12 protein-coding genes are annotated in these 16,982 nt (G+C 70.2%); 7 read left to right on the top strand and 5 right to left on the bottom strand.

What is annotated here, in order from left to right; all coding sequences use genetic code 11:
- Positions 1-212 precede the first annotated feature (212 nt).
- The 3 genes from AB0I10_RS05780 to AB0I10_RS05770 all read left to right on the top strand — a co-directional run bounded on the left by AB0I10_RS05780 (position 213) and on the right by AB0I10_RS05770 (position 4,230).
- Entirely contained in the window at positions 213-1,643 is a 1,431-nt protein-coding gene (locus tag AB0I10_RS05780) for an amino acid permease (RefSeq protein WP_363151045.1), read from the top strand.
- Between the two features lie 315 nt (positions 1,644-1,958).
- Positions 1,959-3,401 (top strand): amino acid permease, encoded by a 1,443-nt coding sequence (locus tag AB0I10_RS05775; RefSeq protein ID WP_363151044.1) that lies wholly within the window; start codon positions 1,959-1,961, stop codon positions 3,399-3,401.
- A 187-nt stretch (positions 3,402-3,588) separates the two neighbouring features.
- Entirely contained in the window at positions 3,589-4,230 is a 642-nt protein-coding gene (locus AB0I10_RS05770; protein ID WP_363151043.1) for a superoxide dismutase, read from the top strand.
- 200 nt (positions 4,231-4,430) lie between these two features.
- Here AB0I10_RS05770 and AB0I10_RS05765 read toward each other — a convergent pair whose 3' ends face one another.
- Positions 4,431-5,075, bottom strand: a complete 645-nt coding sequence (locus tag AB0I10_RS05765) for a DsbA family protein (protein ID WP_363151042.1) — start codon at positions 5,073-5,075, stop codon at positions 4,431-4,433.
- Positions 5,076-5,177: 102 nt separating this feature from the next.
- On the opposite strand from AB0I10_RS05765, the gene pepN (AB0I10_RS05760) reads away from it, so the two are divergent.
- Complete coding sequence (pepN, locus tag AB0I10_RS05760) at positions 5,178-7,790, top strand: aminopeptidase N (protein WP_363151041.1); 2,613 nt, start codon at positions 5,178-5,180, stop codon at positions 7,788-7,790.
- A gap of 123 nt (positions 7,791-7,913) precedes the next feature.
- Complete coding sequence (locus tag AB0I10_RS05755) at positions 7,914-8,936, top strand: hypothetical protein (RefSeq protein ID WP_363151040.1); 1,023 nt, start codon at positions 7,914-7,916, stop codon at positions 8,934-8,936.
- 13 nt (positions 8,937-8,949) lie between these two features.
- On the opposite strand, the gene AB0I10_RS05750 is transcribed toward AB0I10_RS05755, so the two are convergent.
- Positions 8,950-10,698 carry a TIGR03767 family metallophosphoesterase gene (locus AB0I10_RS05750; protein ID WP_363151039.1) on the bottom strand — a complete coding sequence of 583 codons (1,749 nt, stop codon included), beginning with the start codon at positions 10,696-10,698 and terminating at the stop codon, positions 8,950-8,952.
- 481 nt (positions 10,699-11,179) lie between these two features.
- Between AB0I10_RS05750 and AB0I10_RS05745 the strand changes: the two genes are divergently transcribed.
- Positions 11,180-12,211 carry an aspartate-semialdehyde dehydrogenase gene (locus tag AB0I10_RS05745; RefSeq protein WP_363151038.1) on the top strand — a complete coding sequence of 344 codons (1,032 nt, stop codon included), beginning with the start codon at positions 11,180-11,182 and terminating at the stop codon, positions 12,209-12,211.
- 101 nt (positions 12,212-12,312) lie between these two features.
- Here AB0I10_RS05745 and AB0I10_RS05740 read toward each other — a convergent pair whose 3' ends face one another.
- Both AB0I10_RS05740 and AB0I10_RS05735 read right to left on the bottom strand, forming a co-directional pair.
- Positions 12,313-12,660 carry a type II toxin-antitoxin system PemK/MazF family toxin gene (locus tag AB0I10_RS05740; protein WP_363151037.1) on the bottom strand — a complete coding sequence of 116 codons (348 nt, stop codon included), beginning with the start codon at positions 12,658-12,660 and terminating at the stop codon, positions 12,313-12,315.
- Complete coding sequence (locus AB0I10_RS05735; RefSeq protein WP_363151036.1) at positions 12,647-12,877, bottom strand: ribbon-helix-helix domain-containing protein; 231 nt, start codon at positions 12,875-12,877, stop codon at positions 12,647-12,649. Before AB0I10_RS05735 ends, AB0I10_RS05740 begins: the two co-directional genes overlap by 14 nt.
- A 123-nt stretch (positions 12,878-13,000) precedes the next feature.
- Here AB0I10_RS05735 and pepN (AB0I10_RS05730) point away from each other — a divergent pair, with 123 nt between their 5' ends.
- On the top strand, positions 13,001-15,589 hold the full coding sequence (gene pepN / locus AB0I10_RS05730) for an aminopeptidase N (protein ID WP_363151035.1): 2,589 nt from the start codon (positions 13,001-13,003) through the stop codon (positions 15,587-15,589).
- 238 nt (positions 15,590-15,827) lie between these two features.
- Here pepN (AB0I10_RS05730) and alc read toward each other — a convergent pair whose 3' ends face one another.
- Positions 15,828-16,973, bottom strand: a complete 1,146-nt coding sequence (gene alc / locus AB0I10_RS05725; RefSeq protein WP_363151034.1) for an allantoicase — start codon at positions 16,971-16,973, stop codon at positions 15,828-15,830.
- Positions 16,974-16,982 lie beyond the last annotated feature (9 nt).

Genomic DNA, 16,982 nt, shown 5'->3' with positions numbered 1-16,982 from the left:
CCGCACCGGCCCGCTTGGAGAGTTCCGAACAACCGCCAGAATGCCGGGCCACGTTGGCGTCGGCCATGTCTTCGCAGGTCACGTGATGCTCGTCACGGCCGATGCCCCGTCAGAGCGCGCGTTTTGTGGTAGCGCGCGGCTTGCGGTGAAACTGGGGGCGCCCCGGGGATGCCTGTGGAGTTCCCCCAAACAGCTTGCGAGAGTACGAGCCCATGCACGACGCACCGACCACCGCCGGGAAGACCTCTGTCGGTGAGGGCGCCGGCGAGCGAGAGCCGCTGTCCGCAGGGCTCAAGCAGCGCCATCTGACCATGCTCGGGCTGGGCGGGGTGATCGGCGCGGGCCTGTTCGTGGGCTCCGGCGCGGGGATCGCGGTGGCCGGGCCCGGGATCGTGCTGTCGTATCTGATCGCGGGCACGCTGGCCATGCTGGTCATGCGGATGCTCGGCGAGATGTCCGCGGCGATGCCGGCCTCCGGCGCGTTCTCGGTGCACGCGGAGCGGGCGCTGGGGCGCTGGGCCGGGTTCAGCGTCGGCTGGCTGTACTGGTTCCTGCTGGTCGTGGTGCTGGCGGTGGAGGCGACCGGCGCGGCGCAGATCGCGAACGGGTGGGTGCCTTCCGTCCCGCAGTGGGCCTGGGTACTGGTCTTCATGATCGTCTTTACGGTGGCCAACCTGGCCGCGGTGAAGAACTTCGGCGAGTTCGAGTTCTGGTTCGCGGCGCTCAAGGTCACCGCGATCGTGCTGTTCCTCGTGCTGAGCCTGCTGGCGGTCTTCGGGGTGCTGCCCGACACCGACCCGGTGGGTCTGACGAATCTCACCGGGCAGGGCGGCCTCCTGCCGCACGGCTGGGCCGGGGTGGTCTCCGGTGTCCTCGCGGTGGTGTTCGCCTTCGGCGGCCTGGAGGTCGTCACCATCGCCGCCGCCGAGTCGGACGATCCGGCGCGTGCGGTCGGCCGGGCGGTGCGCAGCGCGGTCTGGCGCATCCTCTTCTTCTACGTCGGCTCGATGCTGGTCATCGTGACGCTGCTGCCCTGGTCGTCGATGCAGCCGGGCAAGAGCCCGTACGTGGCGGTGCTCGACAGCGTCGGTGTGCCGGGCGCCGGCCAGATCATGAACATCGTGGTCTTCGTGGCGCTGCTCTCGGCGCTGAACGCCAATCTCTACGGCTCCTCGCGGATGGTGTTCTCACTGGCCGAACGGGGCGAGGCGCCGCGCGCGCTGCTGAAGGTGTCGGGCGGCGGGGTGCCGCGCCGGGCCGTGCTGGCCTCGGTGGCCTTCGGGTTCGTCTCCGTGCTGCTGAATCTGAAGTGGCCGGATTCGGTCTTCCTCTACATGCTCAACGCGGTTGGCGCGGTGCTGCTGTTCGTCTGGGGGCTGATCGCCGTCTCCCAGCTGCGGCTGCGTCCGCGTATCGAACGCGAGGCGCCGGGGACGCTGACTCTGCGCATGTGGGCCTTCCCCTATCTGACCTGGCTGGCGCTGCTGGCGATGGCCGGCGTCCTGGTGCTGATGCTGACCGACGACGCGGCCCGGCCGCAGCTGGTGTGGTCGGCCGGGGCGACCGCCGCGGTGCTGGCCGTCGCGGGCGTACGCGAACTGCGGGCGCGGCGCGCCGGCCGCCCGGCGGCGCCTCCGAACTGACGCCGCGCCGGCCTCCCGGCGACCCAGCCGAGGCGGACGTCACACCGGCCCGAAATCGACGAGGCATCAGGCACGCACGGTAACGATCGCGTCTGAATACCGAACATTCGCTGCATGACTGTTGCCCTGAGCGGACACCGGCACCCAGACTGAGCGCGTTTTACCAAGGACCCCGGAGTTGAGCCGTCGGCAGACCCTGCGCGAGCCGCTGTCCCGGCGGGGGTCCGGGGGCCAGGCCGCCACCGTCGCGCCGGCCGCGGCCCCGGGAGAACGCAGTATCGCTCCGCTCCGCCTACCTACTGGGACAGGTACGACATGAATCGGACACCCTCGTCCGCCGCGCCCGCGCGCGAGCAGACCGACGCGGTCCCGGGCTCCGGCCAGGACGGCGGCTCCGCGCTGTCCAACGGCCTCAAGCAGCGCCATCTCTCGATGATCGCCCTGGGCGGGGTGATCGGCGCGGGCCTGTTCGTCGGCTCCCGCGAGGGCATCGCGGCCGCCGGTCCCTCGATCGTGCTGGCCTACGCGATATCCGGCGGCCTGGTCATGCTCGTGATGCGGATGCTCGGCGAGATGGCCGCGGCCAATCCGGCCTCCGGCTCCTTCTCCGTGCACGCCGAGCGCTCAATCGGCCCCTGGGCCGGCTTCACCGTCGGCTGGATGTTCAGCGCGCTGCTGTGTGTGGCGGTCGCCGCCGAAGCGCTCGGCGCCGCGGACATCATGACCAACTGGTTCCCGGACACCGAGCCCTGGATGTGGGTCCTGCTGTTCATGGTGATCTTCACCGGTACGAACCTGGCGGCGGTCAGCAACTTCGGCGAGTTCGAGTTCTGGTTCGCCGCGCTGAAGGTCGCGGCGATCGCCATCTTCCTGGTCCTGGGCCTGCTCGCGATCTTCGGCGTGCTCCCCGGCACCGACGCGCCGGGCACCACGCACCTCACCGGTGACGGCGGCTTCCTGCCCAAGGGCGTCGACGGCCTGATGATCGGCCTGCTGGCCTCGGTGTTCGCCTACGGCGGGCTGGAGACGGTGACCATCGCGGCCGCCGAGTCCAAGGACCCGGTCCGCGGCGTCGCCCGCGCGGTGCGCACCGCGATGTGGCGGATCGCCCTCTTCTACGTCGGCTCGATGGCGATCATCGTCACCGTCATCCCGTGGAACAACTCCTCGATCGCCGAGAACGGCCCGTACGTCGCGGTGCTGGACTACCTGCACATCCCGGCGGCCGGCCAGATCATGAACGTCGTCATCCTGGTCGCCCTGCTGTCCGCGATGAACGCCAACATCTACGGCGCGTCCCGGATGGCGTTCTCGCTGACGTCCCGTGGGCAGGGTCCGAAGTTCCTCGCCAAGGTGAGCGGCGGGGTGCCGCGCCGTGCGGTGATCCTCTGCTCCTCGTTCGGCTTCCTCGCGGTGCTCTTCAGCTTCTGGTGGCCCACGACGGTCTTCCAGTGGCTGCTCAACATGGTCGGCGCGGCCGTCCTGGTGGTGTGGGGCTTCATCGCCGTGGCCCAGCTGCGGATGCGGCGGCAGCTGGAGCGCGAGGCGCCCGAGCGGCTCGTCGTGAAGATGTGGGCCTTCCCGTTCCTGACGTGGGTGGCGCTGGCCGGTGTCGCCGCGGTGCTGCTGCTGATGCTGCGCGATGAGAACCAGCGCATGCAGCTGCTGTTCACCGCCGGCTTCGCGGTGGTGCTGATCGCGATCGCGCTGGTACGGCAGCGGGCGCTGCCCAAGGGCGCGGACGCGCCCGAGAAGTAGCGCGCACGCGCACCACAACGCCTCCCGGCACAAGGCGGGGCGGGACCTCCTACCGAGGTCCCGCCCCGCCTCCGTCTTTGGGACCAGGCAGGTCCCCGCAACCGGCCGATGATCAAGCCTGCTGATAGCGTGCTCTTGCACATTGTTTGCAACTACTGCATGTATGCAGCTTGGAGGCGGGATCGGCATGGCGACCTACACACTTCCGGAACTCCCCTACGACTACTCGGCGCTGGCACCGGTCATCAGCCCCGAAATCATCGAGCTGCACCACGACAAGCACCACGCGGCCTATGTGAAGGGCGCGAACGACACGCTGGAGCAGCTGGCCGAGGCGCGCGACAAGGACCAGTGGGGCAGCATCAACGGGCTGGAGAAGAACCTTGCGTTCCACCTCTCCGGCCACATCCTGCACAGCATCTACTGGCACAACATGACCGGTGACGGTGGCGGCGAGCCGCTGGAGAAGGACGGCGTGGGTGAGCTGGCCGACGCGATCGCGGAGAGCTTCGGCTCCTTCGGGAAGTTCAAGGCCCAGCTGACCAAGGCCTCGGCCACGACCCAGGGGTCCGGCTGGGGCGTGCTGGCGTACGAGCCGGTCAGCGGCCGTCTGGTCGTCGAGCAGATCTATGACCACCAGGGCAATGTCGGTCAGGGCTCGGTGCCGATCCTGGTCTTCGACGCCTGGGAGCACGCGTTCTACCTGCAGTACAAGAACCAGAAGGTCGACTTCATCGAGGCCATGTGGCGGGTCGTCAACTGGCAGGACGTGGCGAAGCGGTACGCGTCCGCCAAGGAGCGCGCGAACAACCTGCTGCTGGCCCCGTAACGCCGTTACAGACGTCCTGCCTCGTGATCGTCTTCTCAACCTTCGCCTGGCAGGCGGAAAGAGGAATGGCCCCCGCGAGGACGTGACTCGCGGGGGCCGTTCGACGTTAGACAGGGAACCTGCCCCGCCTTAGCGGGGATGATCCGATCGGGCCCTGGGTGCGAGTGCGGTTGATTTCATCGACTCCGCGCACGCGGAGATCATTCAAAACTGGGTCCCTGTGTCCGCGTCCGCTTGATCTCGTAGAAACCAGGGATGGACGCGACCATGAGCGTGCCGTCCCAGAGCTTGGCCGCTTCCTCGCCCTTGGGGGCCGGTGTGACGACCGGGCCGAAGAACGCTATCTGGTCGCCGTCGGAGCCGGGGACGGCGATGACGGGCGTGCCGACCTCCTGGCCGACCAGGTCGATGCCCTCCTTGTGGGACGCGCGCAGCTGCTTGTCGTAGGCGTCGGAGTCCGCGGCGTCGGCCAGTTCGGCGGGCAGGCCGGCCTCCGCGAGGGCGCCCAGGATCGTTTCGCGGCCCCGGCCGAGGCCCTGGTTGTGCAGGCGGGTGCCGAGCGCGGTGTAGAGCGGGCCCAGCGCGGCGTTCCCGTGCTGCTGCTCCGCGGCGATGCACACCCGCACCGGGCCCCAGGCGCTGCCGCCGGGGAGCATCGCCTCGCGGTACTCCTCCGGGAGCTGGTCCAGCTTGTTCTCGTTGAGGACCGCCAGGCTCATGACGTGCCAGCGCACCTCCACCGGGCGGACCTTCTCCACCTCCAGCATCCAGCGGGAGGTCATCCAGGCCCAGGGGCACAGCGGGTCGAACCAGAAGTCTGCCGGCGTCTTGATGCTTTCGGACACGTGGTCTCCTCGTGAGAGCTGCTCGTCGACGGTTCAACAGACAGTCCCCGTGCCATGATTCCCAGTGTTCGATATTCGAGACGAGGACGAGGGAGTCACGGCGTGCCAGGTGAGAATCTGTCCCGGGACGAGGCCCGTGAGCGGGGCCGGCTGCTGAGCGTTGACCGGTACGACGTGGCGCTCGATGTCCGCTCAGCGGTGCGGCACGACGGGGCGGCCGCCGCGCTCTCCCGCCCGCCCGCCCAGACTTTCCGCTCTCTGACGACGATCCGCTTCCGCTGCGCCGAGCCGGGCACCTCGACCTTCGCCGATCTGCTCGCGCCATCGGTGACCTCGGTCACCCTCAACGGCCGTGCGCTGGACCCGGCCGCGGTCTTCGACGGCACCCGGATCGCGCTGGACGGGCTGGCCGCGGAGAACACCCTGGTCGTCGACGCGCAGTGCGCCTACAGCCGTACCGGCGAGGGCCTGCACCGGTTCGTGGACCCGGAGGACGGCGAGGTCTATCTCTACACGCAGTACGAACCGGCCGATGCCCGCCGGGTCTTCGCCAACTTCGAACAGCCGGATCTGAAGGCCCCGTTCAGCTTCGAGGTGACCGCGCCCGAGGGGTGGCGGGTGCTCAGCAACGGGGCGCAGGAGGGGGAGGTCGAGGGCGGGCGGCACCGGTTCGCGACCACGCGGCCGATCTCCACGTACATCACGGCCGTGGTCGCCGGTCCGTACCACTATGTCTCCGACAGCTATCGGCGCACCTTCGAGGACGGGAGCGAGCTGGAGATCCCGCTGGGGGCGCTGTGCCGCAAGGGGCTGGCGAAGTACTTCGACGCGGATGACATCTTCACGGTCACCAAGCAGGGTCTGGATTTCTTCCATGACCACTTCGACTATCCGTACCCGTTCGGGAAGTACGACCAGGCGTTTGTGCCGGAGTACAACCTCGGCGCGATGGAGAACCCGGGGTGTGTCACCTTCCGCGAGGAGTTCGTCTTCCGGGGGAAGGTGACCGAGGCGTCGTACGAGGGCCGGGCCAACGTCATTCTGCATGAGATGGCGCATATGTGGTTCGGGGATCTGGTCACCATGCAGTGGTGGGACGACCTGTGGCTCAAGGAGTCGTTCGCGGACTTCATGGGGGCGTTTTCGCTGGTGGAGTCGACGCGTTTCCGCGATGGCTGGATCACCTTCGCCAACCGGCGCAAGTCGTGGGCCTATCGCGCGGATCAGCTGCCGTCCACCCATCCGGTCACCGCCGATATCCGTGACCTGGAGGACGCCAAGCTCAACTTCGACGGCATCACGTACGCCAAGGGCGCGTCGGTGCTCAAGCAGTTGGTGGCGTATGCCGGGCAGGACGCGTTCCTGGAGGGCGCGCGACGCTATTTCAAGCGGCATGCGTACGGCAATACGCGGCTGACGGATCTGCTGTCGGTGCTGGAGGAGACGTCCGGGCGGGACATGGCGGCCTGGTCGCGCGCGTGGCTGGAGACCGCCGGGGTCAACTCCCTTACACCGCAGCTGACTTATGACGCCCAGGACCGGGTCACGGAGCTGAGCATCCTCCAGGAGGCCGCGCCCTCGCACCCGGAACTGCGGCCGCACCGGGTCGCGGTGGGGCTCTACCGGCGGCAGGATGCGGATAACGCTCTGGTGCGCTACGCCGGCGCGGAGGTGGACGTCGCCGGGCCGCGTACGGTCGTGACGGAGCTGGCCGGTGTCGAGCGGCCGGAGCTGGTCCTGGTCAACGACGAGGACCTGACGTACTGCAAGATCCGGTTCGACGAGGGGTCGCTGGCGACCTTGCGGGCCCGGCTCGGGGAGATCGCCGACCCGCTGGCGCGTGCGCTGTGCTGGGCCGCGCTGTGGGGGCTGACCCGCGACGGGCTGATGCCGGCCCGCGACTATCTGGACCTGGTGCTGCGGTTCGCCGGCCGGGAGACCGACATCGGGGTGCTGCAGTCGCTGCACGGCCAGGCCCGTACGGCGCTGGAGCACTACTCCGCGCCGGACCGCCGCGAGGCCGCCGCCCGCGAGCTGGCCGAGGGCGCACTGCGCGAGCTGCGGCTGGCCGAGCCGGGCAGCGGCCACCAGCTCGCCTGGGCCCGGCACTTCGCCCCGGTCGCCTCGACCGCCGCCGACCTTCAGCTGCTGCGCGGCCTGCTGGAGGGCACCGCGAAGATCGACGGGCTGGAGGTGGACCAGGAGCTGCGCTGGACGTTCCTGGAGCCGCTGGTTTCGCACGGCGTGCTGGACGAGTCCGCCATCGCCGCGGAACTGGCCCGTGACGACACCGCGTCCGGCAAGCGCTACCAGGTGCGCTGCCTCGCGGCCCGCCCGTCCGCGGAGGTCAAGGCGCAGGGGTGGGCGGAGGTGGTCGAGTCCGATGCGCTGTCGAACGCGCTGGTGGAGGCGACGATCGCCGGGTTCGCGCAGCTCGGACACCGGGAGCTGCTGGCCCCGTACGCGCCGCGCTACTTCGAGATGATCGAGCGGGTGTGGCAGGAGCGGTCCATCGAGATCGGCATGGCGGTGGTGCGCGGGCTGTTCCCGTCCTGGCAGGTGGAGCAGCGGACACTGGACGCCGCGGACGCCTGGCTGACGGAGCACGCCGGGGCGGCGCCCGCGCTGCGCCGGCTGGTGTCGGAGCAGCGGGACGATCTCGCCCGGGCGCTGCGGGCACAGGCTTGTGACGAGGCCGCCGCGCCGAGGCCGTAACCCCCGTCCCGACCAGCCCATTTCGGCAGTCGAACGCCCGTACTTTAGGACAGGATTGTCCGGTTTGTGGTACGGGCGTGTAACAGCGGTTAGGGGGCGGAGCGGGGGTGGAATGGCCGGGTCATGAACCACGACGCCCCGCTCTCCCCCCTCCCCCTCCGCCACCTCTCCCACGCCCGGTGCCGGGTGCTGACCACGCGACAGTTGCGTGATCACGGCGTCCCGGCGGCGGAGACCACCGAACGGTGCCGGCCCGGCGGCCCCTGGCAGCAGGTGCTGCCCGGCGTGTACCTGCTGCACCCGGGTCCGCCCACCAGCGAGGAACGGCTGCATGCCGTCCTGCTGTACGCCACCCACCGCGGGACGGGCGTGCCCTGCCAGGCCGGCGAGCAGCGCACCACGCCGGAGGCGATGATCACCGGTCTGGCGGCGCTCGCCCTGTACGGCTTCTCCGCCGCTCCCCCGCTGCTCTCCCTGGACCGGATCGAGGTGCTGGTCGCCCGCACCCGCCGGCTGCGGTCGACCGGTTTCGCGCAGATCGTCCGGGCGCCGGAGCTGCCGGTCCCGCAGCAGATCACCGGGGTGCCCACGGCGCCGGTCGCCCGGGCGCTGGCGGACGCGGTGGCCCGGCTCACCGATGCGTCGTCGGTGCGCCGGCTGCTGACCGAGGCGGTCCGCGGCGGGCACTGCGAAGCGACCTCGGTGGTAGGTGAGCTGAGCCGGGCCCGGCTGCTGACCCGGCCGCATGTGGTGGACGCGGTGGACACCCTGCTGGCCGAGGGCCGGGCGCTGGCCGAGCAGCAGCTGTACGCGATGGTGCGTCAGTGCGGCCTGCCCGACCCGCTGTGGAACGTCGATCTGCGGCTGCCGGGCGGGCCGCACCTGGGTGGGGTGGACGCGTTCTGGCCGGAGCACTCGGTGGCCCTGGAGATCGACACCAGGGCGCCGCGCCCGGAGGAGGACCCCCTGCGTTCGCCGTACGACCGCAAACGCGAGCACCTGGAGCGGCTGGGCGTCACCGTGGTCCGCTGCCTTCCGCGCACCCTGCGTGAGGCGCCGGAGCAGCAGGCCACGGTGGTCCGTACGGCGCTGATGGCGTCGACGGACCGGCCGCCGAGCTCGTATGTGGTGGCGCTGCCGCGGTAGCCGCCGGGCCTGGTCAGCGGCGCTTCAGCAGGAGTTCGACATTGCGGTCCTGTGCCGTGCCCGAGAGGTCCGAGCGGGCCTCGGGTGCGTTGAAGGACAGCTCGCGGTAGAGCGCGGCCAGGCCGGTCTGGGACAGATCGGTGAAGTCCGTGCGGTGCGGGGCGGCGGACTCCACCAGGGTGGTGAACAGCGACAGCGTGCCGTCGTGGTTGTCCACCAGCTCGATGACCCGGGCGAGCTGCGGGAAGTCGATGTGCGAGGCGGTGGAGACCTCCCAGAAGGTGCCGTGCGGGGTGATGTCGTTCTTGTGGCTGTGGCCGTTGATCCAGCCCACGACGCCGGGGTGGGCGGACAGCAGCTCGACCAGTTCGGCGCCGCCGTGCCGCCGCTCGTCGGGGCGGGCCGGGTCGGGCCGGGTGTTGTTCATGCTCTTGCTGGTGTGGTGGCTGAAGACCAGGACATGCGCCTGCTCGCCCTTCTCGTTCTCCTTCAGCACCCGCTTGAGCCAGTTCAGCTGGCCGTCGCCGATGGAGCCGGTGTAGTGGCCGCCGGGGTCGGTGGTGTCCAGGCTGATGCCGAGGACGTCGTCGGAGATCTTGAAGGTGTAGTAGAGCCGGTCCTCGGCGAGGTGGTCCGCGGTGTACCCGTGGCCGTGCGGGCCGGGGCCGGTGCGCGCCGGGTCCAGGTGGGCCTTGAGGTACTCGGCGCGGGTGAAGGGCGCGCGCCGCTCGTCGGGGGTGATCGTCCGCGCCTGCTTGGCGTGCGCCTTCAGCAGCCGCTTGAAGTCCTCCCCCTTGGGGTCGAGGCCCTTCTTGACCGCCTTCCACACCTTCGCGGCCTCGGCGGCGGGCAGCGTCTCCAGCTTGCGGCCGCCGGTGGCGTAGTCGGTGAAGTACGGGTCGCCCGGGGCGTAGCAGCCGCCGGGCAGCGAGTCATGGTTGCCGACCGTCGAGTACCAGGGAAGCCGCAGCCCAGGACTGTTGACGGTGCGGATCGCCGCGTCCAGGAACCCGTCCAGCTGCGGGAACCCGAGCTTCTTGTCGGCGTCGCGCAGGGCGCTGTCCGGCTGCCAGTACAGCGTCAGCCCGCTGTCCTGGACGCCTTCGTAGCGGTGCGGAGCACCGGAGTTGGGGGTGATCCGGCCGCCGCTCATCGCGGTCAGGAACCAGTCCAGTTCGAGCCGGGAGTTGTTGTCGGTGTTGTCGCCGGTGGTCATCACGAAGGACAGCGGGGCGCCGGTGGCGGGACCGCCCGGCAGCGCGTTGACCCGCTCGATCAGCGAGATCACCCCGGCGACGGAAAGCGCCTCCTGCGGCCGCCAGGCGCTCGCGGTCTCGGCGCGCAGGTACTCGTAGCGCAGCGGGCTCTGCACATCGACCAGGTGCAGATCGGTGAACTGGACGAACGACGCCAGGGCGGTACGCCGCTGATCGCGCCCGCGGTGGGCGGTGCCGAGCTCGGCGCGGACGACCCGGTCCCAGGCGGGGCCGTCGGCGAGCCGGCGGTAGCCGGAGGTGCCGCGCGGGGTGGCGACGCCGGCGAGGGTGGTGCCCCGCTCGTACGGCACGCCCGGGACGGCGGGGGCCTGGACCGGTCCGGGCGAGACGGGCGCCGGGCCCGGGGTGACGGTGGCGGCCGCGGCGGGCCGGTCCCCGCCGATCCCGAGGGTGAGCCCGAGTCCCGTGGCGGCACCGACGGCACCCGTGGCGGCGAGGAAGGTACGGCGGTCGAGAGCGGCGGTGGTGGACCGAATGCGGGACATGCGCGAACTCCCCGAGTGCGAACGCGAAAGCGGCCGGGGCCGGTGGCTGCGGGAGTGGGACCCCTCGTCGCCCTCCAGCCGCACAACTGCCCTGTCACCTGGGATCGTTGGCATCGGAATTGACCTGTGAGTGAACGCCACCGCAACGCCGATTGCCCATCACCGCACAGGGATCTCCGCGTAATCGGCCGGTCACCGGTTTCTGTGTCCGGGGGCGCATGACGGTCACCGGGTGTTCATTCGGCGGGGTATCCGCACCACTCCCGGCCGCCCCCGCGAAGCCCCACCGGCCCAGCGAAACGCCACACCCAGGACGCACGGGGCGTAATTTGTTCACCACAATCCGTCGCCGTCAGGTCCGCATACCCGCCACGGAATGGAACTGATTGGACAAGGCGACGGGTGTCACACACATGATGGAGCCACTACTGAGCAGGTGTTCCGTGCAGACGCCTCAGTCAGGTCAGAAAGAAGGAGTCCCATGAGGATCGGAATCGTCGGAGCCACCGGACAGGTCGGCGGCGTGATGCGGGGCATTCTCGCCGAGCGGAACTTCCCGGTGGAACAGCTGCGGCTGTTCGCTTCGGCCCGGTCCGCCGGCCGCACGCTGCCCTGGCTGGACACCGAGATCACCGTCGAGGACGCGGCCACCGCGGACTACTCCGGGCTGGACATCGTGCTGTTCTCGGCCGGTGGCGCGACGTCCAAGGCGCTGGCGGAGAAGGTCGCCGCCGCCGGTCCCGTCGTGATCGACAACTCCTCGGCCTGGCGTCGTGACCCCCAGGTCCCGCTGGTCGTCTCCGAGGTCAACCCGCAGGCGATCACGGACCGGCCCAAGGGCATCATCGCCAACCCGAACTGCACGACCATGGCCGCGATGCCGGTGCTGCGTCCGCTGCACGACGAGGCCGGCCTGGTCTCGCTGGTCGTCTCCACCTACCAGGCGGTGTCCGGCAGCGGGCTCTCCGGTGTGGCGGAGCTGGACGGGCAGGCCCGTAAGGTCATCGAGCAGGACGCCACCAAGCTGGTGCACGACGGCTCTGCGGTGGAGTTCCCGGAGCCGGGCACCTACGTCCGCCCGATCGCGTTCAATGTGCTGCCGCTGGCCGGCTCGATCGTCGACGACGGTCTGCACGAGACCGACGAGGAGCAGAAGCTCCGCAACGAGAGCCGCAAGATCCTGGAGATCCCGGACCTCAAGGTCTCCGGCACCTGCGTCCGCGTGCCGGTCTTCACCGGGCACTCCCTGCAGGTCAACGCCCGTTTCGCGCGCCCGATCAGCGCCGCCCGCGCCCAGGAGCTGCTGGCCGGCGCCCCCGGCGTCACCCTCTCCGACGTCCCGACCCCGCTCCAAGCCGCGGGCCAGGACGCCTCCTTCGTGGGCCGTATCCGCGAGGACGAGACGGCCGAGAACGGCCTGGCGCTGTTCGTCTCCAACGACAACCTCCGCAAGGGCGCGGCGCTGAACGCCGTCCAGATCGCGGAGCTGGTCGCGGCGGAGCTGCGCGGCTGACCGCACCACACCGCACCGAGTGCCCGTACGGCGTCGCCGTGCGGGCACTCGCCGTTTCAGGGGACGCCCGGCCGCGTCCGGCCGCCGTGGTAGTCCTTCGGTCAGAGCGCCAGATGCCGCCGGAGCGCAACGTCGATTTCTCCCATGCGCTGTCGCGGCACCGAGCCGACCCTTTGGAGTACGCGCTCCCGTGCGACGGCACGGACCTGTTCGCACTGGGCCTTGGAGTCCTTGGGCAGACGACAGTCGTCAGCGGGGAGGAAGACCTGGAACGTAAGGACACGCGACGTGTTCGACGTCAGGGGAACCACGGTGATCACTCCCCGACGGTCGCGTTCGACCGCCCGATTGGCGCCGTCGTTGGACACGATCACGGCCGGGCGAATCTTGTTGGCCTCGCTACCGCGCGCCGGCTCCATGTCGACCATGTAGATGTCACCACGCCTCATCGGTGATTCCGTCCCCGCTCGTGCGGTCCCACAGCGCCGCATCCTCGCTCGCGTCCCACTCCTCGAAGGCCTCTGAGTACTCCGCTTCGAGCTCCGCGGCACGCAGCAGCTCGATGGCGGCGTGTATCACGGCGGACCGCGACTCGGCCTCTGTTCTCGATGCGTACTCGTCGACGAAGGCGAGATCCTCCTGGGGCAGGCTCACACTAATCTTCATACCTTGATGCTACCCAGGTAGCCATCATGGTGCTACCTCAAATACCACCCCTCACTCGCCCGGGTTCCCGTGGAAGGATGGCCGAAGATCCGACCCCATGAAGGATGCGAAGGAGATGACCGGGTGCCTGGCACGAATCTGACCCGCGACGAGGCGCAGCAGCGGGCGCGGCTGCTGACCGTGGACGCGTACGAGATCGATCTCGACCTCTCCGGCGCGCAGGAGGGGGGCACCTACCGGTCCGCGACCACGGTGCGTTTCGACGCGGCCGAGGCTGGCGCGGACTCGTTCATCGACCTGGTCGCGCCGGCCGTGCACGAAGTCGTGCTCAACGGCGAGGCGCTGGACCCGGCCGAGGTGTTCAAGGACTCGCGGATCGCGCTGCCGGGGCTGCTGGCCGGCCGTAACGAGCTGACGGTGGTCGCGGACTGCGCGTACACGAACACCGGTGAGGGCTTGCACCGGTTCATCGATCCCGTGGACCAACAGGCCTACCTGTACACGCAGTTCGAGGTGCCGGACGCCCGCCGGGTGTTCGCGTCCTTCGAGCAGCCGGACCTCAAGGCGACCTTCCGGTTCACCGTGAAGGCGCCCGAGGGCTGGACCGTCATCTCGAATTCGCCGACGCCGGAGCCGAGCGGGAACGTGTGGCGCTTCGAGCCGACGCCGCGGATCTCGACGTACATCACGGCACTGATCGTGGGCCCGTACCACAGCGTGCACAGCAGCTGGGAGGGCGACGGACGGTCCGTGCCGCTGGGGATCTACTGCCGGCCCTCGCTCGCCGAGCACCTCGACGCGGACGAGATCTTCGCGGTCACCCGGCAGGGCTTCGACTGGTTCCAGGAGAAGTTCGACTACGCGTATCCGTTCGCGAAGTACGACCAGCTCTTCGTGCCGGAGTTCAATGCGGGCGCGATGGAGAACGCGGGTGCGGTGACCATCCGCGACCAGTACGTGTTCCGGTCGAAGGTGACGGATGCGGCGTACGAGGTGCGCGCCGAGACGATCCTGCACGAGCTGGCGCACATGTGGTTCGGCGACCTGGTCACCATGGAGTGGTGGAACGACCTGTGGCTGAACGAGTCGTTCGCCACGTACACGTCGATCGCCTGCCAGGCGTACGCGCCCGGCAGCAAGTGGCCGCACTCGTGGACCACGTTCGCCAACTCCATGAAGACCTGGGCCTACCGGCAGGACCAGCTGCCGTCGACGCATCCGATCATGGCGGAGATCCGCGACCTGGACGATGTGCTGGTCAACTTCGACGGGATCACGTACGCCAAGGGCGCGAGTGTGCTCAAGCAGCTCGTGGCGTATGTCGGCATGGATGAGTTCTTCAAGGGTGTGCAGGCCTACTTCAAGGTGCATGCCTACGGGAACACCCGGCTGTCGGACCTGCTCGGCGCGCTGGAGGAGACCAGCGGGCGCGATCTGAAGACCTGGTCGAAGAAGTGGCTGGAGACCGCGGGGATCAACATCCTGCGGCCGGAGATCGCCACCGCCGACGACGGCACCATCACCTCCTTCGCGGTCCGGCAGGAGGCCCCCGCGCTGCCCGCCGGCGCCAAGGGCCAGCCGGTGCTGCGCCCGCACCGGATCGCGATCGGCCTGTACGAGCACGAGGACGGCAAGCTGGTCCGCAAGGAGCGGATCGAGCTGGACGTCGACGGCGAGCTGACCGAGGTCCCGCAGCTGGCCCGCAAGCTGCGCCCGGCCGTGATCCTGCTCAACGACGACGATCTGTCGTACGCGAAGGTGCGCCTGGACGAGGAGTCGCTGAAGGCCGTCACCGCGCACCTCGGTGACTTCTCCGAGTCGCTGCCGCGCGCCCTGTCGTGGGCGTCGGCATGGGACATGACGCGGGACGCCGAACTGGCCACCCGCGACTATCTGTCGCTGGTGCTGTCCGGCATCGGCAAGGAGTCGGACATCGGCGTCGTCCAGTCGCTGCACCGTCAGGTGAAGCTGGCGCTGGATCTGTACGCGGCCCCGGAGTGGCGCGAGACGGGCCTGGCGACGTGGACGGACGCGGCGCTGGAGCAGCTGCGGGCCGCCGCGCCGGGCAGTGACCACCAGCTGGCGTGGGCCCGCGCGTTCGCCGCCTCGGCCCGTACGGACGAGCAACTGGACCTGCTGCAGGGCCTGTTGGACGGTACGGAGGCGCTGGAAGGGCTGGCCGTGGACACCGAGCTGCGCTGGTCGCTGCTCCAGCGGCTGGCCGCCATCGGGCGGGCCGACGAGAAGGCCGTCGCGGCGGAGCTGGAGCGCGACAAGACCTCGGCGGGCGAGCGGCACGCGGCGACGGCGCGCGCGGCGCGGCCCACGGCCGAGGCGAAGGCGGAGGCCTGGGCGTCCGTCGTGGAGTCCGCTGCGTCTGATGCAGAAGCCGGGCTCCCCAACGCCGTGCAGGAGGCCGTGATCGGCGGCTTTGTGCAGACCGACCAGCGTGAGCTGCTGGCGTCGTACACCGCGAAGTACTTCGACGCGGTCAAGGGTGTCTGGGAGTCCCGCAGCCATGAGATGGCGCAGCAGATCGCGGTCGGCCTCTACCCGGCGCTCCAGGTCTCGCAGGAGACCCTGGACGCGACGGACGCCTGGCTGGCCTCGGCCGAGCCGAGCGCGGCGCTGCGCCGGCTGGTGACGGAGTCGCGGGCGGGCATCGAGCGGGCCCTGAAGGCGCAGGCGGCGGATGCGGCGGCGGCCGGCTGACGGCCGCTCCGCGCGGATGAGGGCGGGCGCCGGGACCGTGCGGTCCCGGCGCCCTCTTTCTCTTCCCGCCCACCCGGTTCAGGGCGGGCGAGCGGGAAGTGGAGCCGCCCGGCGGCGGCGCGGACAGGCGCTGCCGTCCGCCGGACGAGATGGGGGTCCCCCTGCTCCTTAACAGCTTCGGGGGACTCCGCCGGGCCCCATCCCCCTCCTACAGGGCCCGGCGCACAGCAGGAGCAGCTCAGTCGTTGAGCTCGTCGAAGCGGCGGACGAGGGCGGCCCGTCCGGCCTCGGTGAGATCGCCGTGCACCCGCATCCGCGCGAGGCCGCCGTCCGGGAAGACGTCCAGCCGTACGTGGGTGGCGGTGACGGTCCGGGGCAGCTTGAAGCGGTGCGGGGTGTCGGGCTGCAGCTTCGTCTTCGGCAGGATCTCGAACCAGGAAGCCGCATCGGCCGGATCGCCGTCGCACCCGGACAGCGCCGCCCAGCCAGCGGAGTTGCCCTTGAGGTAGGCGGTGTCGATCTCGACGGCGCGGATCTCGCCCTGCGCGGCGAGACGGAAGCGGACCCAGTCGTTGGTGCCCTTGACCCGGCGGCGGCGGTTCTCCCAGCCGTCGTCCATCTTGCGGGACAGGTCCGGCTGGATGATCTGGGTCGGCGAGGAGTAGAAGCGGTCGGAGGCGTCCTCGACAGTGCCGCCGTGCATCACGGAGGCCAGGTCGAGGGTGCCGAGCACGTCCAGCCACTCCGGGTCCGGCACGACCTCGCCGTAGACCCGGAGGCGGGCTATGCCGCCGTCGGGGTGCTGCTTGAGGCGCAGGTGGGTGAAGCGGCGCTCGGCGGTGACCTCGAAGCCGTTGGCGGCGTGGCCGCGGACGGGGGTGCGCGGGACCAGCTCCTCCCACTTCACGTCGGCGGCGAGCAGGTCCTCGGGGCTGGGGCTGCCGGGCAGCGAGGCGGCCTCGACGGTGATCTGCTGCGGATAGTTGCCGCGGAAGTGGGCGGTGTCGACGATGACGCCGCGGATCACGCCGGGGGCGGCGAGGCGGATCAGCGCCCAGTCGTGCTCGTCGTCGGTCGGGAAGGGGTGGTCGCCGTCGGCGCCGCGGCGGCGCCGGGTCTCCCAGCCGTCCATGATCTTGCCCTTGTGGCCGAAGTGCTCGGGGTCGAAGACCGCCGGGCCGGGCTTCAGCAGGTTCTCGCGCTCGGCGAAGAACTCGTCGTTCGCGGCGATGACACCGGCGCCGAAGCGGCGGTCGGCGAGATCGACGAGCGAGGTGAAGGGGAAGTCCCCGCCGCGGTAGTCGGCGTAGGGGTCGCCGCCACCGTACGGGTTGGCGTCGTTGGCGTGCGGATCAGTGGAGTGGGCGGCTGGGGTGGTGGTCATCTCTGCCCT

Source organism: Streptomyces sp. NPDC050636, from assembly GCF_040654775.1.
Classification (GTDB): domain Bacteria; phylum Actinomycetota; class Actinomycetes; order Streptomycetales; family Streptomycetaceae; genus Streptomyces.
Note: the sequence above shows the minus strand (reverse complement) of the source record. Positions and strands in the feature narration are given on the sequence as shown.